We start from the raw sequence: 25749 nt of genomic DNA, 5'->3' as shown, positions 1-25749 counted from the left end.
TGTGTGCCGAGAAACCGCGCGTACACCCCAACGCGTTTCTGGCATCGCCCCATTAGACCCATGGGCCTGCCCGATGGTTACGTTGTGATCGCTGTGATCTGCGTCTCGCGTGAAGGAAGTGTGCGCGAATTGCGAAGAGTGATCACTAGCGGAAGGAGCGCAGCCGAAGGCTGTTGGTCACCACGAAGACCGAGGAGAAGGCCATCGCGGCCCCCGCGATCATCGGGTTGAGCAGTCCGGCGGCCGCCAGTGGCAGCGCCGCGAGATTGTAGCCGAAGGCCCAGAACAGGTTGCCCTTGATGGTGGCCAGGGTGCGGCGGGAGAGCCGGATCGCGTCCGCCGCGACCCGCAAGTCGCCGCCCACCAGGGTCAGGTCGCTCGCTTCGATCGCCGCGTCGGTACCGGTGCCCATCGCCAGTCCCAGGTCGGCCTGGGCCAGCGCGGCCGCGTCGTTGACCCCGTCGCCGACCATGGCGACCGTACGGCCCTCGGCCTGAAGCCGGCGTACGACGTCCACCTTGTCCTGCGGGAGGACCTCGGCGACGACCTCCTCGATGCCCACCTCGCGGGCCACCGTCTCGGCGACGGCCCGGTTGTCGCCGGTCAGCAGTACCGGGGTCAACCCCAGGGCCCGCAGCCGGGACACGGCCTCGGCACTGGTCTCCTTGACCGCGTCGGCCACGGTCAGCACCCCGCGCGCCTCCCCGTCCCAGGCGACCAGGACGGCCGTGGAACCGGCGGCCTCGGCGGCCTCCTTGCGCTCCTCAAGCCCGGCGGGCAGTGCGATCGACCAGTCGGCCAGCAGCTTCTGGCGACCCACCAGTACGGCGTGGCCGTCGACCACGCCCTGGACGCCGAGGCCGCCGTGGTTCTCGAAGCCCTCCGGGACCGACAGGCCCTCGGTGAGGTCCGCGGCCGCCACCGCGACGGCCCGGGCGATCGGGTGTTCGGAAGCGTGCTCCAGCGAGCCGGCCAGGCGCAGCAGTTCGTGCGCGTCGACGCCTTCGGCGGGGTACGTGCCGGTCAGGGTCATCCGGCCGGTGGTCACGGTGCCGGTCTTGTCCAGGACGATCGTGTCCACGCGGCGGGTGGACTCCAGCACCTCGGGGCCCTTGATCAGGATGCCGAGCTGCGCTCCCCGCCCGGTGCCGACCATCAGCGCGGTCGGGGTGGCCAGGCCCAGGGCGCAGGGGCAGGCGATGATCAGGACGGCCACGGCGGCGGTGAAGGCGGCCGTCGGGTTGTCGGTGATCAGCAGCCAGGTCACCCAGGTGCCCAGGGCCAGGAGGAGCACGATCGGCACGAAGACGCCGGAGATCCGGTCGGCGAGGCGCTGCACCTCGGCCTTGCCGTTCTGCGCGTCCTCGACCAGCCTGGCCATCCGGGCGAGTTGGGTGTCCGAGCCGACCCGGGTCGCCTCGACGACCAGCCGGCCGGAGGTGTTGACGGTGGCTCCGGTGACGGTGTGGCCCACGGCGACGTCGACCGGTACGGATTCACCGGTCAGCATGGAGGCGTCCACGGCGGAGCTGCCCTCGACGACCGTGCCGTCGGTGGCGATCTTCTCGCCGGGCCGGACGACGAACCGGTCGCCCGCGGCGAGCGCGCTCACGGGGATGCGTACCTCGGCGCCGCCGCGCAGTACCGCCACGTCCTTGGCGCCGAGGCGCATCAGGGCCTTGAGGGCCGCGCCGGCCTTCCGCTTCGAGCGGGCCTCCAGGTACCGGCCGAGCAGGATGAAGGCGACGACCCCGGCCGCCACCTCCAGGTAGATCGCCGAGGAGCCGTCCGTGCGGGAGACGGCGAACTCGAATTCGTGGCGCATGCCGGGCATTCCGGCGTGGCCGAGGAACAGGGCCCACAGCGACCAGGCGAAGGCGGCCAGGGTGCCCACCGAGACCAGGGTGTCCATGGTGGCGGCGCCGTGCAGGGCGTTGGTCCAGGCGGCCTTGTGGAAGGGGAGGGCGCCCCAGACGACGACGGGGGCGGCGAGGGTGAGCGAGAGCCACTGCCAGTTGTCGAACTGGAGGGCCGGGACCATCGCGAGCAGGACGACGGGCAGGGCGAGCGCGGTGGAGACCAGGAGGCGCTGGCGCAGTGCGGCCAGTTCGGGGTCGGGCGGGGCCTGCGTGGAGTCCTGGGCCTCGTCCGGTACCGGCTCGGGCTCGGGCGGCGGGGGCTCCTCGGCGGTGTAGCCGGTCTTGACGACGGTCGCGATGAGGTCGGCGACCTGGACGCCCGCGGCGTAGGAGACCTTGGCCTTCTCGGTGGCGTAGTTCACCGAGGCGGTGACCCCGTCCATCCGGTTGAGCTTCTTCTCGATGCGGGCCGCGCAGGAGGCGCAGGTCATCCCGCCGATGGCCAGCTCGACCTCGGCCGTGGCCGGGGCGGCGCCGGTCGCCGCTATGGGTCCGTCGTGCACTGTGCTGCTGCTCATGATCCGGGCTCCAGGGGGAGGGCCGGGCCGTACAGAACCAGTATGAGCTGGCCGGTGCGGCCCGGCGGGTACTGCTGAAGAGGAGGGTGCTCAGGCCTGCTGGCCGGCGAGCTCGTAGCCGGCCTCGTCGACGGCGGCGCGCACGTCGGCCTCGTCGAGCGGGGCGGCCGAGACCACGGTGACCTCACCGGTCGCGGCGACGGCCTTGACCGAGGCGACACCCGGCAGGGCGGAGAGCTCGGTGGTCACCGCGCCCTCGCAGTGCCCGCAGGTCATGCCGGTCACCCGGTAGACGGTGGTGGTCTGGGTGTCCGTGTCGGCGCTCATGTCGTTCTCCTCTTCGGGGGCGTTTCCGGGTCGGCCGGGAAGCGGTGGATCTCCCCACCTTCCTCCCGACACACCGAGACTATACCCCTAGGGGGTATCGATGCGAGCGTGTGCCACGAATCCATGAAGTGGACAATCAGGGTGAAGCGTATGTAAATGGCACCCATGGCGCACTCGGGGATCACTCTCATCCTGATCATGTCGATCGCGGTGCTCGCGCCCCTGCTCGCGTACGGGGTCTCGCGCTGGCTCCCCGTACCGCTGGTGATCTTCGAGATCCTGCTGGGGGTCCTGGTCGGGCCCGACGTGCTCGGCTGGGCGCACTCCGGCGAGGTGGTCGACGTACTGAGCGAGCTCGGTCTCGCGATGCTGATCTTCCTGGCCGGCTACGAGATCCAGTTCGCCCAGGTCAGGGGCGACACCCTGAAACGGTCGGTGTGGGCCTGGGTGGTCGCCCTCGGGCTGGGGCTCGGCGTCGGCCTGCTGCTGGCCGAGGGTGGCGGATTCGACAAGGGCGTCTACGTCGGCACCGCGCTCACCAGTACCGCGCTGGGCACGATCCTGCCGGTCCTGCGGGACTCGGGGGACCTCCAGAACAGGTTCGGCTCCGTGATGATGGCGATGGGCGCGGTCGGCGAGTTCGGGCCGATCATCGCGATGGCCCTGCTGCTCAGCGGACGGGCCCCGGGCCGCTCGGCGGCGCTGCTGATCGCCTTCGCGGCGCTCACGGCCGCGGCCGTGCTCTGGGCGCTGCGGCCCAAGCCGCCCTGGTTCTCCCGGGTCATCGCCAAGACCCTGCACAGCAGCGGCCAGTTCGCCGTGCGGCTGGTGGTGCTGATCCTCGTGGCGTTCCTGGCGCTCTCCCAGGTGCTCGGCCTCGACGTACTGCTCGGTGCCTTCGCCGCCGGACTGATCACCCGGCTGGTGCTGCACGGGGCCGCCCCGGAGAGCAGCGAGACCGTGCTGTCGAAGGTGGAGGCCATGGGTTTCGGCTTCCTGGTGCCGCTGTTCTTCGTGGTCACCGGGATCGAGTTCGACCTGGACGCGCTGCTCGGGGGCGGGTGGGTGCTCCTGCTGCTGCCGGTGTTCCTGCTGCTCTTCCTCGTGGTGCGGGGGCTCCCGATGTGGCTGCTGGCTCCGCGGGACCTCGGACGCCGCGACCGGGTGGCACTGGTGCTGTTCGGCTCCACGGCGCTGCCGCTGGTGGTGGCGATCACCACTCTGGGCGTACAGGACGGCAAGCTCGAGTCGGGGGAGGCGGCGGCGCTGGTCGGGGCCGGGATGGTGTCCGTCCTGGTGTTCCCGCTGCTGGGGCTGCGCATGCGGGCCCGATCGGGCGGGCCGGGTGCGGGTCCGGGCGGGCCCGGTCCCGGGACCGTCGGGGCCGGGGGCGGGGCCCGTGTCAGTGAGGAAGAGGCGTGGTGATCAGCGGCTCCAGGTAGCGGAGCAGTACGGTCTTCAGCTCCGCGACGTACGCGGCCCGTTCGGTGCCCTCGCTGGCGAGGATCAGTTCGAGCGAGGCCTTGACGATGCCGAGGACCATGTGTGCGACGTGTGTGAGGTCGACGGGGCCGGCGGGGTCGGCCGGGTCGGTCGGGGTCGCGGGGCCCGCGGAGCCTGTGGAGGCGGCCGGTTCTCCGGTCCCCGGGGGTGTGACGCAGGTGCGCAGCACCTCCTCGACGCGGGTCAGCATCCCGACGTGCAGTTCGTCGTGTTCCTGGGCGATGCCGGGGACGCCGGATCCGTGCATGAGCGCCCAGAAGGCCGGGTTCTCGCAGTTGAAGGCGATGACCGGATCCAGTACGGCGTCGAGCAGTTCGGGCAGCGGCCGGTCCAGGTTCGCGGGCAGGAAGGCCTGGCCGTGCGCCTCGTGGGCGCGCTGGAGGAGCTGTCCGCCCAGCTCGACGGCGATGGCCTCCTTGTTGGGGAAGAACTGGTAGAGCGTGCCCGGTGACACGCCGGCCTCCCGGGCGATGGCGTTGGTGCTGGCCGCGGCGTAACCCGTACGGCAGAACACCCCGGCGGCGGCCGACAGCAGCTGGGCGATCCGGCGCTCACCGCGGGCCTGGCGGCGGCGGGGGGTGGCCGCTGCCGCAGCTGCTGCCGCCGCCTCGACCGGGGTGGCCTCGGCCGGCGGTTCGTCGGCTTTGTCCGAGCTCCTGGTTCGAGAGTTCTCCCGCATGTCCAATCCCTTGCTTCCCGTTGCTTCCCGTGGGTGATTGACAAACGCGAGAGGTCGCTCGCATTCTTGAGAAACGCGAGCGACTGCTCGTGTTTGCCAGTCTATGTGGCCTGGCAATCACGGTGAAGGGGACACCGAGACATGTCCGAAGTCAAGAAACCGCCGTCGCCCGGGGAGGGCGGCCGGTGGACCGGGTTCGTCACCGGACGCCCACGGCTCTCACTGCTGCTCGCGCTCGTGGTCACGGCACTGGCGGTCTTCGCCGGGAGCGGCGTCGAGGACCGGCTGGGGAGCGGGGGCTGGGAGGATCCCGGCGCCCGGTCCACCTATGCCACCCGGGCGCTGGAGCGCGAGTTCCCCGGTTCCCAGCCGAACCTGCTGCTGCTCGTCGACGCCGGAGCCGCGGTCGGGGCGGCCGGGGTGGACGATCCCGCCGTCGCCGCCGAGGCGGAGCGGCTGACGGCGCGGCTCGCCGCCGAGCCGGGGGTGACCGGCGTCGGCTCGTACTGGCGGAGCGGGCTGCCGGTCCTGCGTTCCGGGGACGGCCGGCAGGCACTGATCGCCGCCCGGGTGCTCGGCGACGAGAAGACGGCCAACGCCGTGCTCGACCGGATCGCCCCGCACTACCGGGGGGCACACGGCCCGGTGGAGGTCACCCTCGGCGGGCCCGCCGCCGTGCAGCGGGAAGTGACCTCCACCATCCAGGAGGACCTGCTGCGCGCCGAGCTGATCGCCCTGCCCGTGACGCTCGTCCTGCTCGTCCTGGTCTTCGGCAGCGCCGTCGCGGCCCTGCTGCCCCTCGGTGTCGGCGTCGTCGCCATCATCGGAACCAATGCCGTGCTGCGCGGACTCACCGAGTTCACCGACGTCTCGGTCTTCGCGCAGAACCTGACAACCGCGCTCGGCCTCGGACTCGCCGTCGACTACGCCCTGTTCATCGTGCGCAGGTTCCGCGAGGAGCTGGCCGCCGGGCACGATCCGGTGGCGGCCGTCGGAGTCACCCTGCGCACCGCCGGGCGCACGGTGCTGTTCTCGGCACTGACCGTCGCCGTGTCCCTCTCGGCCATGCTCTTCTTCCCGATGTACTTCCTGCGCTCCTTCGCCTACGCCGGGGTCGCGGTGGTCCTGCTCGCCGCGGCGGCGGCGCTCGTCCTGCTGCCCGCCGCGCTCGTGCTGCTCGGGGAGCGGGTCAACTCCCTCGACCTGCGCCGGCTGTGGCGGCGCGGCCGGCCCGGGCGCTCCGGCGCGGGCGCCGCGGCCCCGGCTGCGGGCGGGCGGGGCTGGGCCCGGCTGACCGCCCTGGTGATGCGCCGCGCCCCGGTGTTCGCCGTGGTCACCACGGCCGGGCTGCTGCTCCTCGGACTTCCCTTCCTCGGGGTGAAGTTCGGCACCGTGGACGACCGGCAGCTGCCGAACACCGCGGAGTCGCACGTGGTGCAGCAGCAGATACGCGACGGGTTCCCGGGCAGTCCCGGCGGCGCGCTGACCGTGCTGACCGAGGGCGCCTCCGGGCCCTTCGAACTCGACGGCTACAAGCGGCAGGTGGAAGCCCTGCCCGGCGTGCTCGGGGTGGAAGGACCGGTCGGCGGAGCCGCAGGCACGGGATATGCCTACTTCTCGGTGCTCACCGAAGGGGAGGCGGTGGGAGAGCCGACCCAGGACCTGGTGGACCGGGTCAGGGCGGTGGACGCCCCCTTCGAGACCTCCGTGACCGGACAGGCCGCGGTGCTCGTCGACGCCCGCAAGGCCATCGCCGAGAAGCTGCCCCTGGCCCTGGCCGTCGTGGTGCTGGCCACGCTGCTCCTGGTCTTCCTGCTCACCGGGAGCCTGCTGATACCCCTCCAGGCCGTCCTGCTCAACGCGCTCAGCCTGACCGCGATGTTCGGGGCGGTGGTGTGGGTGTTCCAGGAGGGTCACCTCTCGGGACCGCTCTCCTTCACCTCCACGGGAGACATCGAGACCACCCTGCCGGTGCTGATGTTCTGCATCGCCTTCGGGCTCTCCATGGACTACGGGGTGTTCCTCATATCCCGGATCAAGGAGGAGTACGACCGCACCGGGGACCACGAGGGCGCGGTGCGCGCCGGACTGACCCGCACGGGTGGGCTGATCACCGCGGCGGCCGTGATCCTGGCGGTGGTGATGGTCGCCATCGGCAGCTCGCGGGTGACCAACACCAAGATGCTGGGGCTGGGGATCGCGCTGGCCGTGCTCATGGACGCGATGATCGTGCGGAGCCTGCTGGTCCCGGCGGTGATGAAGCTGACCGGAAAGGCCACCTGGTGGGCGCCGGCGCCGCTGCGCAGGCTGCACGAGCGGTTCGGACTGAGCGAGGGGGAGTCCCCGTCGACGCCCGTGGCGTCCGAGGCCGAGCCCGAGCCCGTAGCCGTCGGGATCCGATAGCGGACGGGGCCCGGGTGGGTCCCGTCCATGGCCGGCACGCCGGGATCAGTCCTCGCGGCGTCCCCGGTTGCCGGGCCGGCGGGCCACCCAGGTGCGGATGGTGTCGGCGTACCAGTAGGGCTTGCCGCCCTCCACGTGGTCGGGTGCGGGCAGTAGTCCGTGTTTGCGGTAGGAGCGCACGGTGTCCGGCTGCACCCGGATGTGAGCGGCGATCTCCTTGTACGACCACAGCTGTCGGTCGCTCATCCTCGACACCTCCTTGTCCACGCCGCAGGGCCGGCCGGGAGGCCGTCGGGGGAGCCGGCGCGTGGACACTGACGATCACTCAGGTTGTGTCCGGAGAACGACGCACGGTGAGGCCAGGGGAGGGCCTGTCGACCGGCTGTGACGGAAAACCCGCGTAATGCGGATATGTGTGACACGCGGGGGACCCCCGTGACACATGCGGAACACAGGGCGCAGGGGATCACAGGGGTCGACGGGGTCGAAGGGGGGACCGGGCGAAGGCGGGTCAGGTGTAGAGGGCCGGGCGTCGCGCGAGGTCCACGGGGGTGCGTACGCCGCTGCGCGCCGCCGTGAGGCCCGCCTCGGAGACGGCCGTCGCCGCGTAGCCGTCCCACGCGTCGGGACCGTCCACCCGGCCCCGCGCCGCCGCGGTGACCCAGCGGCGGAGCTGGCGGTCGTAGGCGTCGGCGAACCGCACGGTGAAGTCCTGGTCGATCTCCCCGCCCCACCGGCCCGCCGACTGGACGACCATCGCGTGGCCGTCGCCGATCCGGGCGCTGCCGGACTCGCCGACCGCCTCGCACTGCACCTGGTAGCCGAAGCCGCAGTTGGCGAAGATCTCGACGTCCACGACGGCGCCGCCCGAGGTCTCCAGGAGGACGAGGCGGGGGTCGCGCAGCCCCTCGGGCGCGGCGGAGGTGGGCGTCGGGGAGAGCACCGTCACGGCGGTGATCTCCTGGCCCAGCAGCCAGCGGGCCGCGTCCACCTCGTGCACCACCGAATCGCTGATCAGCATGTCGCTGGTGAAGAAGGACGGCGAGGAGGCGTTGCGGTGCCGGCAGTGCAGGAACAGCGGCCGCCCGATGCCGCCCGCGTCGAGCAACTCCTTGAGCCGCGCGTACTCGGCGTCGAATCGCCGCATGAAGCCGACCTGGACGAGCCGGCGGCCCAGCCGCTGCTCCGCCTCCATGATCCGCAGGGCCCCCGCCGGGTCGGGGGTCAGCGGCTTCTCGCAGAGCACCGGCAACTCCCGCTCCAGCGCGTGCAGAATCGCCTCCTCGTGGGCGGGCCCGGGCGAGGCGATCAGTACGGCGTCCACCCCGGGCGCGGCTATCGCGGCCGCCGGATCGGTGTACGCGCCGGCCCCCACCAGCCCGGCCGCGACCTCCTTGACCCGGTCCCCGTCCGGGTCGGCCACGGCCACCACCCGGGCCCCGCCGACCGTCTGCCCGAACCGGCGGACGTGGTCGGATCCCATCTTCCCGGTGCCGATGACGGCGATACCGAGCGTGCTGGTCATGTCGTGTTCCTCCATGGGGGTGCGGCGGCCGTACGGGCAAGGCCGGGACGTCTCGGTCAGCGGGCGCCGCAGGAGCGCAGGTAGGCGCGGGTGCGGCGGGCGATCGGCAGCGGCCGGTCGGGCGGGCACGGGTACATGTCCTGCTCCACGATGGCGAACAGGTCCACGCCGAGCCGCTGGGCGGCGGCCAGCACCGGTTCCAGCGCGGGCACTCCGGCCGGCGGTTCGCACATCACCCCGCGCGCCACGGCCGGCCCGAAGGGCACCTGGCCGGCGCGGACTTCGGCGAGGATCCGGGGATCCACCTGCTTGAGGTGGAGGTAGCCGATCCGCTCGGCGAAGGTCTCGACGGCCCGCACGCTGTCGCCGCCGCAGTACGCGTAGTGCCCGGTGTCCAGGCAGAGCGCGACCAGCGCGGGATCGGTGGCGTCGAGGAAGCGGGCCACGTTCTCGGGGGTGTCGATGTGCGTGTCGGCGTGCGGGTGGACGACGATCCGCAGCCCGTACTCGTCCTGGACCCGTTGTCCCAGCCGCTCCGTCTGCGTGGTCAGTTCCCGCCAGGCGCCGGGGGTGAGGGTGCGGTCCTCCAGCACCTCGCCGGTCTTGTCGTCCCGCCAGAAGGACGGGATCACGACGAGGTGCCCCGCACCCACGGCCCGGGTCAGCTCCGCGATCCGCGACACGTGCTCCCAGGTGTCCTCCCACACGGCGGGCCCGTGATGGAGTCCGGTGAAGACGGTTCCGGCGGAAACCCGCAGGCCGCGCTTGGCGACCTCGTCGGCGAGCCGGACGGGATCGGTGGGGAGGTAGCCGTAGGGCCCCAGCTCGATCCACTCGTACCCGGCGTCGGCGACCTCGTCGAGGAACCGCTCCCACGGCGTCTGCCGGGGATCGTCGGGGAACCAGACCCCCCAGGAGTCCGGAGCCGAGCCGATGCGGATACGGGTCAACTCGGGCGGTGAGGACGTCATACGGCCACCTTAGGGTGCGAGGCTCTCGGGTACGGGGAGCACTCGATCGGGAGGATTGGTGTGGTGATGGCTGCGGATCCGTTGGCGTTCGACCTGATCACGATGGGGCGGATCGGGGTGGATCTCTACCCCCTGAAGACGGGCGTACCGCTCGGGGAGGCGGACACCTTCGGGAAGTTCCTGGGAGGTTCGCCGACCAACGTCGCGGTCGCGGCGGCCCGGCTGGGGCGGCGGACGGCGGTGATCACCCGGACCGGGGCGGACCCCTTCGGGGCGTACCTCCGGGCGGAGCTGCGCGGGTTCGGGGTGGACGACCGGTGGGCCGGGGAGGTGGCTGCCTATCCGACACCGGTGACCTTCTGCGAGATCTTCCCGCCGGACCACTTCCCGCTGTACTTCTACCGCTACCCGAAGGCGCCGGACCTGGAGATCGGCCCGGAGGAGCTCGACCTCGACGCGGTGCGGGCGGCGCGGGTGTTCTGGATGACCGGTACGGGGCTCAGCGCGGAGCCGAGCCGGACGGCCACGCTGGCCGCGCTGGAGGCGCGCGGGAAGAGCCGGTTCACGGTGTTCGACCTGGACTGGCGCCCGATGCTGTGGCCTTCCGGGGACGGGGCCGGGGACGGTGACGGTGCCACCGGGCCGGGGGAGTGGTACCGGCGGGCGCTCTCGATGGCCACGGTGGCCGTAGGCAACACCGAGGAGTGCGCTCTCGCCACGGGCGAGAGCGAGCCGTACGCGGCGGCCCGGGCACTGCTCGCCGCCGGAGTGGACCTGGCGGTGGTGAAGCGGGGCCCGGCGGGGGTGCTGGCCGCCCACCGCGACGGGACCGTGGTGGAGGCCGCACCGGTGCCGGTGACGGTCGTCAACGGGCTCGGGGCGGGGGACGCGTTCGGCGGGGCGCTGTGCCACGGACTGCTCGCGGGATGGGGGCTGGAGCGGGTGATCCGCTACGCGAACGCGGCCGGGGCGATCGTGGCCTCGCGGCTGGCGTGCTCGACGGCGATGCCGTTCGCCGGGGAAGTGGAGGAGGTGCTCGGCCGTGCCGGTGGTGTCTGAGTGGGGGATGGAATGGACGAGGCTGATCGTGCTCGACCTCGGGCCGGGGGAGGTGTACGCGCACACGTGCGGGGAGTCGGAATGGATCGTGCTCCCGCTGTCCGGCGGCTGCGAGGTCCGCTGCACGGAGCCTTTCCCCCACCCCGCCCCTTCCCGAAACCGGGCTCAGCCCGGACCCGCGCCTCAAACGCCGGCGGGGCTGGAAGACCCGGGCCTCCGCGCCTCAAGCGCCGGGGCTGGAGTTGCCGCTGCGCGGCAACTCGGCCCGCCGGGGCGTACGGTGCGCGACGCGCACGTGCAGGCTGGCGCCGGCCAAGATCAAGCCCCGCCGGCGATTGAGGCGCGGGGGTCCGGGGGCAGCGCCCCCAGTAGCGGACCGCAACGATTCGAACTGCGCGGCCGCCGCGGGGTGTTCGACGGCGTCACCGACTTCGCCTACCTGCCCCGGGACGGGCACGCCGAGATCCGGGCCGCCGTCGGCGGGCGGTTCGCGCTCGTCGGGGCCCGGTGCGAGCGGCGGCTCCCCGCCAGGTACGGGCCCGCCCGGGAGGTCCCGGTGGAGCTCCGCGGGGCCGGCCAGTGCTCGCGGCAGGTCAACAACTTCGCCGCAGCCGGCCCCGATGCCTTCGCGTGCGACCGGCTCATCGCCGTCGAGGTGCTCACCCCGGGCGGGAACTGGTCCTCGTACCCACCGCACAAGCACGACGAGCACCATCCCGGCGAGGAGTCCCGCCTGGAGGAGATCTACTGGTTCGAGATCGCCCCGCACGGGGACACGCCCGGAGTCGGCTATCAGCGTGTCAGCCCCTCCCCGGCGGGGAAGACCGACATCCTCACCGAGGTGAGGACCGGGGACACCGTGCTCATCCCGGACGGCTGGCACGGTCCCTCCATCGCCGCGCCCGGCCACGATATGTACTACCTCAACGTCATGGCCGGACCCGGCGGGCCCCGGGAGTGGCTCATCCGCGATCACCCCGATCACGGCTGGATCCGCTCCACCTGGACCGGTCAGGACACCGACCCCCGGCTCCCCTTCTACCGTGCGGAGGACCCCGTATGACGAACCGGACGCTCCGGCTCACCGTCGCGCAGGCCCTCGTCCGCTTCCTCGCCCGGCAGTACACCGAGCGCGACGGCCAGCGGCAGCGGCTGGTCGCCGCCACCTGGGGGATCTTCGGGCACGGGAACGTCGCCGGGATCGGGCAGGCCCTGCTGGAGACCGGGCGCGAGGAGATGCCGTTCCTCCAGGGGCGCAACGAGCAGGCCATGGTGCACGCCGCCGTCGGGTACGCGCGCCAGAGCGGGCGGCTGTCCGCACACGCCGTCACCACCTCCATCGGGCCGGGGGCGACCAACCTCGTCACCGGCGCCGCGCTCGCCACCATCAACCGGATCCCGGTGCTCCTGCTGCCCGGGGACACCTTCGCGACCCGGCCCGCCGACCCGGTGCTCCAGCAGCTGGAGGTCCCCCAAGCGGGTGATGTCTCCGTGAACGACACGCTGCGCCCGGTCTCCCGCTACTTCGACCGCGTCACCCGTCCCGAAGCCCTCGTTCCCGCCGCGCTCCAGGCCGTACGGGTCCTCACCGACCCGGTGCGGACCGGCGCCGTCACCCTGGCCCTGCCGCAGGACGTGCAGGTGGAGGCGTACGACTGGCCGGAGGAGTTCTTCGCCGAGCGGGTGTGGGGCGTGCGCCGGCCCCGGCCGGACCGGACCGAGCTGGCAGCGGCCGCCCGGGCCGTACGGGGCTCCGCGCGACCGCTGATCATCGCGGGCGGCGGGATCCGGCACAGCGCGGCGGGGGCCGCGCTGGCGGAACTCGCGCGGGCCACCGGGATCCCGGTGGCCGTCACGCAGGCGGGCAAGGGCGTGCTGCCGTGGGACCACCCCGCCGAGGTGGGCGGAATCGGGCACACCGGCACGGCCACCGCCGACGCGCTGGCCCGCGAGGCCGATCTGGTGATCGCGGCCGGGACCCGGCTGACGGACTTCACCACCGCCTCCTCGACGCTGTTCCGCCACCCGGACGTGCGGTTCCTCGGACTCAACCTGGACCCGTACGACGCACACAAGCTCGCCGCCCGGCCCTTGGTCTGCGATGCCCGAGTGGGCCTGGAAGAACTCCGGGCCGAGGTCGCCGGGTACCGGGTGGACCCCTCGTACGAGGCGGCGTACAAAGAAGGGAAGAGGGCGTGGGAGCGGCTGGTCGACCGGGCCTGGGCGGCTCCCGACGAGGACGCCGTCCCGACGCAGGCACAGGTACTGGGCCTGCTGGACGGCCTGGTGGACGGCAGCGACATCCTGATCAACGCCGCCGGCTCGCTCCCCGGTGACCTGCACAAGCTGTGGCGGGCCCGCTCCGCCGACCAGTACCACGTCGAATACGGGTACTCCTGCATGGGCTACGAGATCCCCGCCGCGATCGGCACGGCCCTGGCCGCGCCCGGCAGGCCGGTGTGGGCGCTGGTCGGTGACGGGACGTACCTGATGAACCCGACCGAGATCGTCACGGCCGTGCAGGAGGGGATCCGGGTCCGGGTGGTGATCCTCGACAACCACGGGTACGCCTCCATCGGCGGCCTCTCGGAGGCGGTGGGCGGCGAGGGGTTCGGGACCGCGTACCGCTTCCGGGCGGTGGACGGTTCGTACACCGGTGCGCCGCTGCCAGTGGATCTGGCGGCCAACGCGGCCTCCCTCGGAATGGCCGTGATCCGCGCCCACACCATTGGTGACCTGCGGAAAGCCCTCGCCGAGGCGCGGATGGCGGACCGTCCCACATGTGTCTACGCACAGACCCGAACACCCGACACTGTGTCGGGCCCGCCCCCGGCACAGGCATGGTGGGATGTGCCTGTGGCCGAGACCGCGACCCGTGCGTCGGCGGCCCAGGCCCGCGAAGAGTACGACCGGCAAGCCGCGCAGCGACGTCGCCATCTGTGAAGGAGCAAGGCATGAAGACCGTCAACCACTGGATCGGTGGCAAGACCGTCGAGGGCGCGTCGGGCAACTACGGCCCGGTCACCGACCCGGCCACCGGCGAGGTCACCACCCAGGTCGCCCTCGCGTCGGCGGAGGAGGTCGACTCGGCCGTCCGCGTCGCCAGGGAGGCGTTCCTGTCCTGGGGCCAGTCCTCGCTGGCCGCCCGCACCAAGGTGCTGTTCGCCTACCGCGCCCTGCTGGACGCCAACCGCGACGCGATCGCCGACCTGATCGTCGCCGAGCACGGCAAGGTGCACTCCGACGCGCTGGGCGAGGTCGCCCGCGGCCTGGAGATCGTCGAGCTGGCCTGCGGGATCACCGTCCAGCTCAAGGGCGAGCTGTCGACGTCGGTCTCCAGCCGCGTGGACGTCTCCTCGATCCGCCAGCCGATCGGCGTGGTCGCGGGCATCACCCCGTTCAACTTCCCGGCGATGGTCCCGATGTGGATGTTCCCGCTGGCCGTGGCGTGCGGCAACACCTTCATCCTCAAGCCGAGCGAGAAGGACCCGTCCGCCTCCACGCTGCTGGCGCAGCTGGCCACCGAGGCCGGTCTGCCGGCGGGCGTGCTGAACGTGGTCCACGGTGACAAGGTGGCCGTCGACGCGCTCCTCGCGCACCCCGGGATCGCGGCCGTCTCCTTCGTCGGCTCGACCCCGATCGCCCGCCACATCCACACCACCGCCTCCGCCAACGGCAAGCGCGTACAGGCCCTGGGCGGTGCCAAGAACCACATGCTGGTGCTGCCCGACGCCGACCTGGACGCGGCCGCCGACGCGGCGGTCTCGGCCGCCTACGGCTCGGCCGGCGAGCGCTGCATGGCCATCTCCGCCGTCGTCGCCGTCGGCTCCATCGGAGACACCCTCGTGGAGAAGATCCGCGAGCGCGCCGAGAAGATCAAGATCGGCCCCGGCAACGACCCGCTCTCCGAGATGGGCCCGCTGATCACCGCCGTGCACCGCGACAAGGTCGCCTCGTACGTGAAGGGCGCGGCCGCGCAGGGCGCCGACGTGGTCCTGGACGGCACCGGCTTCACGGTGGAGGGCAACGAGAACGGTCACTGGATCGGGCTCTCGCTGCTGGACAACGTCAAGACCGACTCCGACGCCTACCGCGACGAGATCTTCGGCCCGGTGCTGTGCGTGCTGCGCGCCGAGACCTATGAGGAGGGCGTGGCGCTCATCAACGCCTCGCCGTTCGGCAACGGCACCGCGATCTTCACCCGTGACGGCGGCGCCGCCCGCCGCTTCCAGCTGGAGATCGAGGCGGGCATGGTCGGCGTCAACGTGCCGATCCCGGTGCCGGTGGGCTACCACTCCTTCGGTGGCTGGAAGGACTCCCTCTTCGGCGACCACCACATCTACGGCAACGACGGCATCCACTTCTACACCCGGGGCAAGGTCGTCACGACCCGCTGGCCCGACCCGTCGGACGCCCCGGCCGGCGTGGACCTCGGGTTCCCGACGTCTCGATAATGCCTGACGCCTGACAGGCGCCCCAAAACGCAGACCCCCGGCCAACCCTCACCGGCCGGGGGTTTCTGCCGTTCCCGCCCTCTTGCCCTCCGCAATCCGGGAGGGTGAGGGTTGTGCAACCAGGCGCAACGCGCTCGACAGGGAGGGACACCATGGCCTTACGGTTCGTCGGTAAAGATCCTGAGTCTGGAGATCACGGATGCCCGGCCGTGTGGGTGGACGACGACCGCCGCATCCTCGTACAGGGGAAGCAGGCGGACAGCGACGCTCACGACCAGGCAGCGGCTGACTCGCCCCGGTCCGACGATGAAGCCTTGATCATCCTTGAGCCCAGGATGATCCCACTGCTCAAGGAGGCTATTCGTGTCGCAGAGTCTGACTGACTTCTCCGACCTCATCAGGTCGGTCCAGAAGTCGGCCGTACATCTGGAGCTGCGAGACGGGTACGGCGTCGACAACGAGATCGACGGCTTCGCCGAGTGGAAGAACGGGCACCGGCTCGACCCGGACAACCGCGCTTCGTGGTGGCGCCCCTGGCTCGACCTCGTCCAGGAGGTCACCGCCAAGGGTGTGCTGATCCGCAGGGCCCGCGTGATCTCGGAGCCCGTGAGCGACTACATCGCCTTCGAGCACTCCTTCACCTTCACCAACGTGGCAGCCGGTGAGCAGGTCCGTTGGCTCCCCCGCCGCCAAGCGTCAGACCTTGCCCTCCCGGGCAATGACTACTGGCTCTTCGATGGGAAGCTCGTCCAGTTCAACATCTTCGACGGGGTCGGCCGTTGGGTGCACACCGACCAGACCGAAGACCCTGCCGTAGCCGCCCACTGTGCAGCAGCGTTCGAAGCAGTGTGGGAGCGCGGCATCCCGCACGAGAAGTACACCGTCTGAATCACTGGCCGGTCAGTTCATGCCTTCCTCCCCGCTCTCCACCGCCCAAGCAGCACGGGCCGCCGTGGCCACCCGTCTGCAAGAGCTGATGAAAGACGCTGGGCTCTCAGGGCATGACCTGGCCGTCCGGTGCGGCTGGCACCGGGCTAAGTCGTCCCGCATCGCCCGGGGCCTCTCGTGGCCTTCCGATGCGGACATCCGTGCTTGGTGCGCGGCCTGCGGGGCACCGGACCAGGCGGCCGACATAATCGCGGCCTCCCGAAACGCAGAGTCGATGTACGTCGAGTGGAAGCAGATCCACCGCGACGGCATGCGCCGCATCCACGAGAAGACAACCCCGCTCTACCAGCGGACCCGCTCATTTCGTGTCTACGCCTCGAACGTCGTCCCGGGCATGCTCCAGACCGCCGGATACGCCACAGGGCTCCTCAAGGCCATCACCACGTTCCAGGGAACTCCCGACGACGTGGCGGACGCCGTACGGGCCCGACAGGCCCGATCCAAGGTCATCAGGGAAGGTGACCACCGCTTCGCGATCCTCCTTGAGGAGACGGTTCTCTACTACCGGGTCAGCGACGACCCCGCGATGCGCGAGCAGCTAGAGCAACTGCTCGCTGTGATGGGCCAGCAGAACGTATCCCTCGGGATCATCCCTGCCCGTGCCCGCCGGACGGTATGGCCGCTCGAAGCGTTCTACGCCTTCGACGACCAACAGGTAGCCGTCGAGACCCTCACGGCAGAGATCAACCTGACTGCGCCAGGGGAGATCAGCACCTACCTTCGGGCCTTCTTGGACCTGTCCCGCATCGCCGTGCGCGGAACGCCGGCCCGCGACCTAATCACCAAGGCAATCAACGCACTTGAGTGAATCCGTGCAACAGCTTGCAACAACGTGGATGCCTGCCTAGCACCCTCCCTAACGTCGTCAGCACACCCGGCGAAGCGGAGAGGTGCGACATGGCGAAGAGCAAGAAGGCAGAGGCTCCGGAGCTCGACCGGGATGCATGGGAGTACCTGACCTACGCCCCCGGGCGCACGTGCTCCGCCTGCTCCCGAACGGTGAAGCCGCTCGAACCCGTCCGCCGGGGAGTCATCGACCGCGTGTCGGGTGCGCCCGCCACCGTCTACCGGCACGACAAGTGCCCGAGCCGGACCGTGGCGGCTTGACCGTGGAGATGCAGACCTGGCGAGACGCCGAGCGAAGGCCACTGACGCTTCCGAAGCGATACGCGCCGCCCTCGCCTCCCTCGGGGTCCCCGAGTCGGCGTGGAGCGGCATACGACCCACGGTCACCTTCAACGGGCTGGCGTACGTCCACCTGGGGATGCTCCCGGCCGCCGTGGTGGAGCAGATAGCCGAGGCCATGAGGGTCACGGAGACTTCCGCCCACTAAGGGCGGGAGACGGCCTCACTGGGCCGTCAAGCAGATCAGGAGGGGCAACGATGACGACCATGGTGGAAACTCCCGTCGCCTTGCGGCACGGGCGAGACCTCGTCAGTCCCGAGCTGTTCGAGAAGCTGTCCGCGTTCTGCGCGGACGAGTACGGGCAGGAGCTGTCTGTAGCCCGCAAGGTCATGGACCAGGCCCTCGCCTTCCTCAAGGTCATGGGCGACGCCAAGGCCTTCGACATGGCCCCCTCGGAGATCGTCGATCCGGGGTGGCACACGTTCATGCTCCACACCCAGGACTACGCCGCGTGGTGCGAAGAACAGTTCGGCCACTTCGTCCACCACGCGCCGAACTCCAAGATCCGGACGCGGCCGCTCATGGTGTCCGTCGCGGACCGGATCAAGGCCGCCGGGTTCGAGGTAGACGAACGCCTGTGGGGTACCTCGGCCGACTGCAACCAGCCCGCGTGCTGCGGCGACGGCGGCTGCTGCTGATCCAGCCGCTCCGCCTGTCGGACGGCACTACCCAAGAGATGAGCCCCGGACGCGGCCAATGCGTCCGGGGCTCACCCATGAACAGAGGTATACCGCATGCCAGTTGATGAGACTCTGTCCGGACAGAGCAGGGTCACCGTATTCCGCATGTTCGGCACGGTCTTCGGCTACGCAACCCACTCCCTCGATGGCCGGGGCATTGGAGAAGTGGCCGTGGTCGGCCCCCTGACTCCTGGTGTCGAGTGGGGGCGGCTGTGGCAGATGGCCCGGACGATGTGCCGTCCGAACACGGGCGACGACGAACACGCCCGCTGGATCATGGCGCAGGCGAACCGCTCGCTCACATGCGGCAGCGACATGGTCGTGAAGCTGGCTGTGGGTACGTGGAAGCTTCAGCGCGGTAAGCGCGCCAACTTGGGTGGGTACTGCCACCGCGAGCACCTCTGGACGGGAGCCATGACCGTGGAGGAGGTCACCCCTGAGCAGGTGGCCGCGTACACGCCGATCTACACGGCGTAGCCCCGTCGGGTAGGTCCCGCGGAAGGACCTTCGTCCCGTGGCCGGCAGGGCCGAAGGGCCTGCCTCACCTGGTGCACCAAGGGGCGTTGACGAGGTCACCGAAGAACAGGGACTCATTGGCCATGGGCACCTGTAGGTGCCACTCGGCATAAGTCCAGCCGTCGAACTCCGCACGGAGATCCCAGAACCAGGGGACAGGCTCAGAGCAGCCACGGCCGAACGCCGACCAGTCGGGATCATCGTTGGCTATCAGCCGGAACTCAAAGCTTCCGGACTCGTCCAGCTGCACCACGTAGTCACGGCCGCTCAGCAGGGCTCCACCCTCGGCGCCGCGCACATAGTGAATGGCATGCGGGAGCGAAATAGCGAACCGGCCGGAAGCCGGGCAGCCATCAGGGCCGATTACACGGCCCCAAACTGTCGTCGTCTTGGGATTAGGTGACATCAGATATCACATCCCCGTACTTCTCCAGGCATAGGTTCCGGTATTCCGTCCCCAGGGCATCGGCGTACTCCCACATCTTTCGAGCTAGCCGAATCCGCTCGGTATTATCGGCCACCTCGTTAATCCACTCGGCCATTAGTGGTGCTCCCCGCGCTTAGCGGCACGGCGCGACGGTGCGGCAGTGGTCGGCTTCTGGATAAGAGCCAGCATCTTGTCAGCAAGAGCACGAGACTGCCGAGCCTCAGCAATGCCAGGATGAAGGACGAAGACACCGCTGCGATTCCCGCCAGGAACCATGGAGCCCTGATCCTTGACGAGTCGATCCATCTTCTCGGCTCGCGCAATATGCTGCGCCGCCGACTCCACATATCGCTTCTCGAACCCAGATAGGCGAATGCCATCTCGGGTGAATTTCTCCAGCAGCTCAGCCTCGATTCGCTGAGCCGGCGCCTTGCGTTTGGTGGTCACGAGTCCTCCTTGAGGGGTTGATTTGCAGACAATGCGGCCTCTCGGAGGCCGGTAATTACATGGGTTGTGGTGCAGTTTGCGGACAAGGAAAAAGCCGGAATTCCTTGAAATAGAGCCTTGATCACGGCTTAGAAGAGGGTTTGGGGAGTGCTTGGGCCCGAGAGCGCTATGACGCATCGGCCGGGAAGCCAAATGCATTTGGGTTACCCCCCACCCGCCACCACGCTTCTTTTTCGCCAAGGATTTCGTTCGCTTAAAACGTTTTGAAGCTCAAGCGAAAGATCGAAAATTTTTGAAAAACTGAAGAACAAAGCGTTTCGCTTCGATTCGATTTGCTCTCACTCATCCACTCACCTCGCACCCTCACGCATCCACTCTGTGCTTCCATGAGCTGTGCGTGTGACCGTTGTGTGTGTGGATTGAGCGAGCGAAGAAAGCCAAAGCGTCAACCTTCTTCACTCACTCAAACAACACATCGAAATGTCATCGACTCTTGTTCTTGCTCGCAATGTGATTGAGTGCAGCATTCCAAAGCAACTCGTTGCGTTGCCGTGGTTTGCGTGCGTTTCGTTCCCATTGACACACCGTCGAATGGACAACACCAATCAGTTCGCCAACCTCACGTTGTGAAACGTTCAACGCTTTGCGTCGCGCCCTCATCCTTTCTGGATTCACCGTCCAGCCCTTTCGGAGCGGTGTACGTAATCATCGTGAATGTCCATGAACCTGATCTGTTCGTTGCCGTGATTAGCGAGGCTGGATGCACTGCCATCAGGAATTAGCCCGCCCGCACCCAGTGGCGCGTCAGACTCCCCAAAGTCCGTGTGAACCCACTGGACAGATCGCTGCCCGGCAGCGTTATAGACAATTCGAGGCTGGGGCATGATCAGATCCTCTGCATTCGGTGCTGAAGAGCGTCGGCCAGTCGATCGCTCTGCTCGGCCTTTCGGGCTGCATTATGGTCAATCTTGGAGTGGGCCACGCGTCCCGCGTATTCCTCCCGAGCCTCAGGGGGAAGCTGCGAAGGCATCCATGGAGAAACGCCCTCGCCCGGGGTCACGGCTGCCTCTACAAAGGCCAGAGAATCCCCAAGGGAAGCCGGGCCGGCCGACGAACCAGCAAGGCCACCAGAGCCGAATGTGTTTCCGCTGCGGAGTTCCTGGAACGGGACCCCGTTCATATCCGAGAAAGCATCGGGCAGAGTGCCCAGGATCGTGTCACGCTCGGCCAGTGCCTCACGAAGGGCATTGAGCGCCTTCACGGCGGCCTCATTCTTCGTAGCGGCCTCCTTGTCTGCCCACTTCCGGTAAGTAGCCGTAGCGCGGAGTCGGGACCGCTCGGCAGCGAAAGCCGAGACAGCGTCATCGGCCTTACCGGCAGCAGCCGGAATGACGGTCTCAAGCTTGTTCAGCTCACGGTGAGCGGCCGTAAGAGCCTTCTCGTCAAGCTCCGGATATTCCGGGGCGTCCATGCCCTTAGAGACAGCCTCAGAGACAGCAGACTCATACTCGGCAATGGCGGTCCGACGCTCGTTAACAACCTCGCCGAAAGCGGTAGCAGCGGCCTCGTGAGCCTCCGCGTTCCTGGACAGGTAGGCAACGGCATTGTCGAGAGCCTTACCGGCATCCTTCACGCCCTTGTCATCCGTGCTGTGCGGCTGATAGCTGGCCGGAATCTCCGGCATGTCGAACCGGGGTCGGTAGGTGGGCTTCATGCGCTCCATGGCAAGCGCAGCATCCTTGGATGCCTGGAATGCCTCGTGAACCTGCACTCGCTGGTTGACCTCTGCATAGGTTTCGAACGTGGGCTCTGTCATTAGTTTTCCTCCTTGATACCCGCCAGGGTGGCGGCCTTCTCTGTATTGATCTGGTCTTGCTTGAACATCCCGGCAGTAATCTCCCGGGCCTTATCGCACGCCTTCTTCTGGAAGAGCGGGGAGCGTGTACTCTCTGCCGGGCCCGCGATCCCCAGGAAGTCCCCCTCAGTGCGATGGAAAGCGTTGATTGCACCTTCTCGTGTCTGGACGTAAGCAACGCCGACGAGAGAACCGTTTACGGACGCCTTAGCGATAGCTGTGTTCACTCCGAACCTGATGACCGGGGCGGCGTAGATGAGATAGTCGCCGCGAGGCACGTTGTAGGTGCCATCGTCATTCTTGGAATATCCGACAGGATGGCGATAGAACACAGCCCGGTACCCGTCAGCCGGAAGCAACGTCAGTTCCTGACTCTGCGGCATTAGCACTCACCCCCGACGAGGTCGCCCGCAAAAACGTTGCGCGGACGGGTTCGAATATTCGGGCAACCCTGAGCGTGGCGGTTCATCTGGTAGGAATCACTGTTCGGGATTGCTGCCGCCCAGAAAGCGGCTTCATAGTCGTCGGACGTCGCTCCCGGGCAATTCGGCAGGCAGCCGGCCTCGCGGAAGTTGAAGAAGTTTCGGTTGTATCGCTGCTGGTAAGTCAAAGCTTGACCCTCACAATCTTGTGTTGCTGGTTCCAGTGCCGGTTGTACTCTCGGAAGCATTCCCGGCACCACTTCTGGAATCCGTCTCGATGAGACGAGCTCCGGTTGAAATCGGTGAGAGGCTTCATGTGCTCACACCGTCGGCACTCCTTCACGGGAACGCCTCCTCTCGGTTCTGATCAGAACTACTGGCCCAAATAAAAAGAGCGCCCGGCTAAGGCGCTCAGAGTTCTAAGGAGTCAGGGGGTGGCTAACAGCGTCCCCTCACTTATTACATAGGGGTGCGCGGCGTAGTTTAGGTCAGCCGATATCGGATTCAGGTCGAACGTCCCGCAGCCGGCGGGACCAAAGTCCTCACGTAGCCTGAGTGCCCCCACGAACTCAGGAGCACCCCCATGCCCCGCGTCAGCATCGGATTCGGCGTAGGCCCTATACGCGTCTCTCACGGGCTGGGAGGCCGCAAGAGGGCTTCCGGGCCGTCGCAGGCGTATTTGGACGCTATAGACGCTCAAGAGGCCGAGAGGGAGGCGCGCACGGCCTCTCAGGCCGAGTCTCGCGTATACGCTGCCGCGCACGCGGACGGCATCAGCCTTGACCGGCATCAAGGCATGAAGAGAGAGCTACTCGTTATGGCGTATGCCGGAAGAGCAGCGCAGCAGTATCGAGGGCAGGACAGGAAGGCTCTGCGTTGCCTTCGGGACGCTGCGGCCAGGAGCGTCCGGCAGGACGCCACGAGGACCCCTGAGGTGCTGGAGATGTTGGAAGAGCTGTACGTCTGAGAATGAGGGAGAAGCCCCCGGCCATAGAGCCGGGGGATTTTTAGTAGGAGCAAGGAGAGCTTGGGGAATCTCCGAAGGAGTGACCTAGGCAGGTGGGGTTGCAGGGATAACCGGAGGACGGTAGCGACGGATAGGAGCTACCAGTACCGACGGAGGAGGACAGAGTAACTAGACCAAGAGGCCGGATTTCCGGACCGGCCTCTACAGGTGAAGATGATCCCGAAGGTAGATCAGATTCACACTTAGTCTCAGCCGGATTTTCCGGCTTCTCAGTAGTAGTACCTTCTACAGTAGGAACCTTTGTAGGTTCCTTTGTATGTATGGGTGCCTGGATTGGGCACGGTACAGACCCAGATTGGGCACCCTTCGTGGCCAGATTGGGCACTGTTGAATCACCTGGATTAGGCACCGTGCCCGGATTGGGCACGGTAGGAATGGTGAGCTGATAGATGGTGGCGCGGCCAACGCGCTCGCCGGTGTCGACCATCCAGCTCCGGGCCTTGACGGCCTTACGGCGCTCCTTCACCTTCCGTTCGGTGGTTCCCAGGATTTCCGCCAGGCGCTCCGAGCCGATGTAGACCAGGCCGGTCTTGTAGTTCGCGTGCTGGCCTATCACGGCACCTAGCAGGCGCTCAGAGGCCGTCAGCTTGGAATCTGCGGCTATTGCCAAGGTCCATCGCTTCACGACGTTCGACCGGTCGATGTCAGTGCTGCTCATGGTTCCGTGTGCTGCGTCCATGCTCGTGCTCCTTCGGTGAATGGGCTCTCCGCTTGTATGTAGTGATGCGATCAGCCTGTTTGATCGTGGCCACGACAATGGAAGAGCCCCCGGCGGGAAGTCGGGGGCTCTCATCGGCTCTACAGAGCCTTGATCATCTGATGGATCGTTCTGCTAATGGGCTATCACCTCGCGAGTAGCAGCCCACTTCAAGGCTCGTTCCTTGAAGCCGGGGGGAATCGCCAGCACGACCACGGGAGAACCATCCGCCTGCCTGATCACGAGCGCCCGCATCTCGATCGACCGCAGCCAGTGACCCCGATCCGCGTAGTCGAGAGTCTCCCAATACGTACGCAGGTTCATCCCAGAGGGTTCGTCGCGGGTCTCTGCCTTGCGAGACGGTAGAGCCTGCAACCTCTCCTTCTTCGCCTCCAGCTTCCCCATCATGCGTCGATACCTCTTCTTGCCGTCCTCATTCTGGTAGAGGCCGTGTTCGTACCTGTCCTCTTCAAGGTCGACAATCGACCGCTCTACAGCTGCCAGCTCTTCCGAATGGTCTTCGCCAGGAATGAAGACGCGGTGAATGTGCGGCAGGTCGCCGACTTCTGCAAGGAAAGCCGCCTCGAAGGCCGGCTCCAGGGTGTCTGCCCTATGGTTCTTGCCGTCAGGGCATCCCATGTATTTCTTGCACCGGTAGTAGCCGGTTGTCTTGCCGTTCTTCGTGGAGGCCTGTCCGTACACAGGGAACTTGAAAACGTCGCCGCTTTCTGACTGGCCGCTGCTGGTGGCTGCGGCAAGGCTGACTTCCATCATGAGCATCATGAAATCGAGGTCGCCAGCGTTCGCCGCTACGTGATATCCACAGAATCCAACCTGTCGAAGCATGTAGCTGGTGTACTTACTGCGAGACATGCCGGGACTGCTGGCCTTCGCTTCCAAGAGGATTTGGAGCCTGCGGAAGTCGCCCACGGCGATGATGGCAATTGCCACCTGAAGGGGCATCCCATCTTCGCCCCGCACAATCTCAACCTTGAGCGCCTTCCCGTTGACGTCCCTTTCGGTTGCGTGGGTTGTGTGCCCGATGAGGGCAACACTCGTGAGGATTCGGCGGAGTCCGGAGACATCCCATGCGGCCCCGGTCGGTTCCTTCGGGGTGACCATCTTGGTTCGGGCGTAGTCCCACGGAGACAGGATTCCGCGCTCGGTGAAGTCTCGGCAGATGTTCGAGAGCGAATCCCCGTTGAGCATCCGGCTGACGGCCTCTTGTGCCACCAGGGCCGAAACGGAATCGGGCTCTAGGTGGTAGCCCTTGCCGTTAGGGTTAGCCTCCAGCCAAATGCCACAGGTTTCACACTGACTGTTTTCGGCCCGGGGGACGTTCTTGACCTTCTTGTATCCGTATGGGGGCGTCCCGCCAGCCCACCGGGCATGGCGCCGGAGGTAGGCGCGGGACTTGGTTACCCGCTCCTTGATCTTCCGGAGTTCACCGGCCGCCTGTGTGGCCTTCGCGTAGGCGATCAACCGGCCAATCTCGGTGGTGATGTCGAAGGCTGGGTCATCTAGAACGATCAGGGTTTTGCCCCAGTCGAGCACGTCTTTGATGAACGCCATGAAGTGGAGGTCATCACGGGACAGCCGGTCCTGAGTCGAGACCACCAACGTGTCCCACTCAGTTCGCTTGTCGTCGGTCAGCCACTTGCCGAGCTTCGGGCGGTCGTACATGTTCACGTCGCCGGACACGGTCCGGTCCTCCACCTCACCCGCTACGGTGTGGCCACCAGCGAGCGCCCAGGCCCGCTGGTCCTCTAGCTGGGCCTCGATGCTGTTGCTGTCGTTCTTGTCATCGCTGATGCGGGCAGCGAGTAGCGCGCGGGCCATATGGACACTCTCTGTCGGCCCCGCAGGTCCCGCATCCGGTGATGCGGTAATCCAGTGACCTCGGGTTCCCCCGCAACCACTGACCGGACGCCCGGCCCCGCAGGACAGCTCGCCCCCCGCAACCCTCACCGCGGGGGGCGAGCCCGTTCCCGTCCCGGCCCGGCCGGGCATGGCCTGGAGCAGTGACCAGACGTCGGGCGCGGCCGTCGCCGACCAGACGGCGTCGCCGTGGCCGTAGCCGGGGACGACGGTGAAGGGGACCCGCTGGTTGCCGCCCGCCCAGACCGCTCGGTGACGGCCCGTGCGATCAGCGCCGCCAGGCCCGGGTCCGCCGCGTACGCTCCCCG

General features: G+C 68.2%; 23 protein-coding genes. 11 read left to right on the top strand and 12 right to left on the bottom strand.

Going from position 1 to position 25749, the window contains the following annotated elements; all coding sequences use genetic code 11:
- Nucleotides 1–145: 145 nt before the first annotated feature.
- Nucleotides 146–2437 (bottom strand): heavy metal translocating P-type ATPase, encoded by a 2292-nt coding sequence (locus OG389_RS13705; RefSeq protein WP_328298758.1) that lies wholly within the window; start codon nt 2435–2437, stop codon nt 146–148.
- A 90-nt stretch (nt 2438–2527) separates the two neighbouring features.
- Entirely contained in the window at nt 2528–2764 is a 237-nt protein-coding gene (locus OG389_RS13700; RefSeq protein WP_328298757.1) for a heavy-metal-associated domain-containing protein, read from the bottom strand.
- A 165-nt stretch (nt 2765–2929) separates the two neighbouring features.
- Here OG389_RS13700 and OG389_RS13695 point away from each other — a divergent pair, with 165 nt between their 5' ends.
- Entirely contained in the window at nt 2930–4189 is a 1260-nt protein-coding gene (locus OG389_RS13695) for a cation:proton antiporter (protein ID WP_328303759.1), read from the top strand.
- Here the strand turns inward: OG389_RS13695 and OG389_RS13690 are convergent.
- Nucleotides 4167–4946, bottom strand: coding sequence for a TetR/AcrR family transcriptional regulator (locus tag OG389_RS13690; RefSeq protein WP_328298756.1), 780 nt, complete (start codon nt 4944–4946; stop codon nt 4167–4169). The genes OG389_RS13695 and OG389_RS13690 overlap by 23 nt on opposite strands.
- Before the next feature lie 141 nt (nt 4947–5087).
- Here OG389_RS13690 and OG389_RS13685 point away from each other — a divergent pair, with 141 nt between their 5' ends.
- Nucleotides 5088–7349 (top strand): MMPL family transporter, encoded by a 2262-nt coding sequence (locus tag OG389_RS13685; protein WP_328298755.1) that lies wholly within the window; start codon nt 5088–5090, stop codon nt 7347–7349.
- Between the two features lie 45 nt (nt 7350–7394).
- Here the strand turns inward: OG389_RS13685 and OG389_RS13680 are convergent, their stop codons facing one another.
- The 3 genes from OG389_RS13680 to OG389_RS13670 all read right to left on the bottom strand — a co-directional run bounded on the left by OG389_RS13680 (nt 7395) and on the right by OG389_RS13670 (nt 9845).
- Nucleotides 7395–7595 (bottom strand): helix-turn-helix transcriptional regulator, encoded by a 201-nt coding sequence (locus OG389_RS13680; RefSeq protein ID WP_030297784.1) that lies wholly within the window; start codon nt 7593–7595, stop codon nt 7395–7397.
- 265 nt (nt 7596–7860) lie between these two features.
- A complete protein-coding gene (locus OG389_RS13675; protein WP_328298754.1) occupies nt 7861–8874 on the bottom strand; it encodes a Gfo/Idh/MocA family protein in 1014 nt (337 codons plus the stop codon).
- A 56-nt stretch (nt 8875–8930) separates the two neighbouring features.
- Nucleotides 8931–9845 (bottom strand): sugar phosphate isomerase/epimerase family protein, encoded by a 915-nt coding sequence (locus tag OG389_RS13670; RefSeq protein WP_328298753.1) that lies wholly within the window; start codon nt 9843–9845, stop codon nt 8931–8933.
- Between the two features lie 66 nt (nt 9846–9911).
- Here OG389_RS13670 and iolC point away from each other — a divergent pair, with 66 nt between their 5' ends.
- From iolC to OG389_RS13625, 9 genes are all read left to right on the top strand, one after another.
- The gene (iolC, locus tag OG389_RS13665) at nt 9912–10904 is read left to right on the top strand and encodes a 5-dehydro-2-deoxygluconokinase (RefSeq protein ID WP_328298752.1); all 993 of its coding nucleotides are present in this window, start codon (nt 9912–9914) and stop codon (nt 10902–10904) included.
- 7 nt (nt 10905–10911) lie between these two features.
- On the top strand, nt 10912–11967 hold the full coding sequence (gene iolB, locus OG389_RS13660; RefSeq protein WP_328303757.1) for a 5-deoxy-glucuronate isomerase: 1056 nt from the start codon (nt 10912–10914) through the stop codon (nt 11965–11967).
- On the top strand, nt 11964–13847 hold the full coding sequence (iolD, locus tag OG389_RS13655) for a 3D-(3,5/4)-trihydroxycyclohexane-1,2-dione acylhydrolase (decyclizing) (protein WP_328298751.1): 1884 nt from the start codon (nt 11964–11966) through the stop codon (nt 13845–13847). The genes iolB and iolD overlap by 4 nt, the downstream gene beginning before the upstream one ends.
- Nucleotides 13848–13858: 11 nt before the next feature.
- Nucleotides 13859–15358: a CoA-acylating methylmalonate-semialdehyde dehydrogenase gene (locus tag OG389_RS13650; RefSeq protein ID WP_328298750.1), complete on the top strand. Its 1500-nt coding sequence runs from the start codon at nt 13859–13861 to the stop codon at nt 15356–15358.
- Between the two features lie 363 nt (nt 15359–15721).
- Nucleotides 15722–16246 (top strand): DUF6879 family protein, encoded by a 525-nt coding sequence (locus OG389_RS13645; RefSeq protein WP_328298749.1) that lies wholly within the window; start codon nt 15722–15724, stop codon nt 16244–16246.
- A gap of 19 nt (nt 16247–16265) precedes the next feature.
- Nucleotides 16266–17114 carry a helix-turn-helix domain-containing protein gene (locus tag OG389_RS13640; RefSeq protein WP_328298748.1) on the top strand — a complete coding sequence of 283 codons (849 nt, stop codon included), beginning with the start codon at nt 16266–16268 and terminating at the stop codon, nt 17112–17114.
- Nucleotides 17115–17203: 89 nt separating this feature from the next.
- Nucleotides 17204–17413 carry a hypothetical protein gene (locus OG389_RS13635; RefSeq protein ID WP_328298747.1) on the top strand — a complete coding sequence of 70 codons (210 nt, stop codon included), beginning with the start codon at nt 17204–17206 and terminating at the stop codon, nt 17411–17413.
- Nucleotides 17414–17689: 276 nt separating this feature from the next.
- Nucleotides 17690–18130: a glycine-rich domain-containing protein gene (locus OG389_RS13630; protein ID WP_328298746.1), complete on the top strand. Its 441-nt coding sequence runs from the start codon at nt 17690–17692 to the stop codon at nt 18128–18130.
- Between the two features lie 147 nt (nt 18131–18277).
- Nucleotides 18278–18649 carry a hypothetical protein gene (locus OG389_RS13625; RefSeq protein WP_328298745.1) on the top strand — a complete coding sequence of 124 codons (372 nt, stop codon included), beginning with the start codon at nt 18278–18280 and terminating at the stop codon, nt 18647–18649.
- A 64-nt stretch (nt 18650–18713) separates the two neighbouring features.
- Here OG389_RS13625 and OG389_RS13620 read toward each other — a convergent pair whose 3' ends face one another.
- The 6 genes from OG389_RS13620 to OG389_RS13600 all read right to left on the bottom strand — a co-directional run bounded on the left by OG389_RS13620 (nt 18714) and on the right by OG389_RS13600 (nt 25402).
- Nucleotides 18714–18986 carry a hypothetical protein gene (locus OG389_RS13620; RefSeq protein ID WP_328298744.1) on the bottom strand — a complete coding sequence of 91 codons (273 nt, stop codon included), beginning with the start codon at nt 18984–18986 and terminating at the stop codon, nt 18714–18716.
- Nucleotides 18987–19229: 243 nt separating this feature from the next.
- Nucleotides 19230–19562, bottom strand: coding sequence for a hypothetical protein (locus OG389_RS13615; protein WP_328298743.1), 333 nt, complete (start codon nt 19560–19562; stop codon nt 19230–19232).
- 483 nt (nt 19563–20045) lie between these two features.
- On the bottom strand, nt 20046–20222 hold the full coding sequence (locus OG389_RS36765) for a helix-turn-helix domain-containing protein (RefSeq protein ID WP_443059428.1): 177 nt from the start codon (nt 20220–20222) through the stop codon (nt 20046–20048).
- Between the two features lie 226 nt (nt 20223–20448).
- Complete coding sequence (locus tag OG389_RS13610) at nt 20449–21378, bottom strand: hypothetical protein (RefSeq protein WP_328298742.1); 930 nt, start codon at nt 21376–21378, stop codon at nt 20449–20451.
- Nucleotides 21378–21800: a hypothetical protein gene (locus OG389_RS13605; protein ID WP_328298741.1), complete on the bottom strand. Its 423-nt coding sequence runs from the start codon at nt 21798–21800 to the stop codon at nt 21378–21380. The genes OG389_RS13610 and OG389_RS13605 overlap by 1 nt, the downstream gene beginning before the upstream one ends.
- 1898 nt (nt 21801–23698) lie before the next feature.
- Entirely contained in the window at nt 23699–25402 is a 1704-nt protein-coding gene (locus OG389_RS13600; protein ID WP_328298740.1) for a recombinase family protein, read from the bottom strand.
- Nucleotides 25403–25749: the final 347 nt, after the last annotated feature.

Origin of the sequence: Streptomyces sp. NBC_00435 (assembly GCF_036014235.1) — a bacterium.
Taxonomy (GTDB): domain Bacteria; phylum Actinomycetota; class Actinomycetes; order Streptomycetales; family Streptomycetaceae; genus Streptomyces.
This window is presented reverse-complemented; position numbering and strand designations above follow the sequence as displayed.

Excerpts from the sequence above, each read along its gene's own strand:
- OG389_RS13630 (WP_328298746.1), top strand. The coding sequence starts at position 17,690 with ATGACGACCATGGTGGAAACTCCCGTCGCCTTGCGGCACGGGCGAGAC.
- OG389_RS36765 (WP_443059428.1), bottom strand. The coding sequence starts at position 20,222 with ATGAGGGCGCGACGCAAAGCGTTGAACGTTTCACAACGTGAGGTTGGC.
- OG389_RS13610 (WP_328298742.1), bottom strand. The coding sequence starts at position 21,378 with ATGACAGAGCCCACGTTCGAAACCTATGCAGAGGTCAACCAGCGAGTG.
- OG389_RS13640 (WP_328298748.1), top strand. The coding sequence starts at position 16,266 with ATGCCTTCCTCCCCGCTCTCCACCGCCCAAGCAGCACGGGCCGCCGTG.
- OG389_RS13670 (WP_328298753.1), bottom strand. The coding sequence starts at position 9,845 with ATGACGTCCTCACCGCCCGAGTTGACCCGTATCCGCATCGGCTCGGCT.
- OG389_RS13680 (WP_030297784.1), bottom strand. The coding sequence starts at position 7,595 with ATGAGCGACCGACAGCTGTGGTCGTACAAGGAGATCGCCGCTCACATC.
- OG389_RS13695 (WP_328303759.1), top strand. The coding sequence starts at position 2,930 with ATGGCGCACTCGGGGATCACTCTCATCCTGATCATGTCGATCGCGGTG.
- OG389_RS13605 (WP_328298741.1), bottom strand. The coding sequence starts at position 21,800 with ATGCCGCAGAGTCAGGAACTGACGTTGCTTCCGGCTGACGGGTACCGG.
- OG389_RS13635 (WP_328298747.1), top strand. The coding sequence starts at position 17,204 with ATGGCGAAGAGCAAGAAGGCAGAGGCTCCGGAGCTCGACCGGGATGCA.
- iolD (WP_328298751.1), top strand. The coding sequence starts at position 11,964 with ATGACGAACCGGACGCTCCGGCTCACCGTCGCGCAGGCCCTCGTCCGC.
- iolC (WP_328298752.1), top strand. The coding sequence starts at position 9,912 with ATGGCTGCGGATCCGTTGGCGTTCGACCTGATCACGATGGGGCGGATC.
- OG389_RS13675 (WP_328298754.1), bottom strand. The coding sequence starts at position 8,874 with ATGACCAGCACGCTCGGTATCGCCGTCATCGGCACCGGGAAGATGGGA.
- OG389_RS13650 (WP_328298750.1), top strand. The coding sequence starts at position 13,859 with ATGAAGACCGTCAACCACTGGATCGGTGGCAAGACCGTCGAGGGCGCG.
- OG389_RS13705 (WP_328298758.1), bottom strand. The coding sequence starts at position 2,437 with ATGAGCAGCAGCACAGTGCACGACGGACCCATAGCGGCGACCGGCGCC.
- OG389_RS13625 (WP_328298745.1), top strand. The coding sequence starts at position 18,278 with ATGTTCGGCACGGTCTTCGGCTACGCAACCCACTCCCTCGATGGCCGG.
- OG389_RS13685 (WP_328298755.1), top strand. The coding sequence starts at position 5,088 with ATGTCCGAAGTCAAGAAACCGCCGTCGCCCGGGGAGGGCGGCCGGTGG.
- iolB (WP_328303757.1), top strand. The coding sequence starts at position 10,912 with ATGGAATGGACGAGGCTGATCGTGCTCGACCTCGGGCCGGGGGAGGTG.
- OG389_RS13690 (WP_328298756.1), bottom strand. The coding sequence starts at position 4,946 with ATGCGGGAGAACTCTCGAACCAGGAGCTCGGACAAAGCCGACGAACCG.
- OG389_RS13700 (WP_328298757.1), bottom strand. The coding sequence starts at position 2,764 with ATGAGCGCCGACACGGACACCCAGACCACCACCGTCTACCGGGTGACC.
- OG389_RS13600 (WP_328298740.1), bottom strand. The coding sequence starts at position 25,402 with ATGGCCCGCGCGCTACTCGCTGCCCGCATCAGCGATGACAAGAACGAC.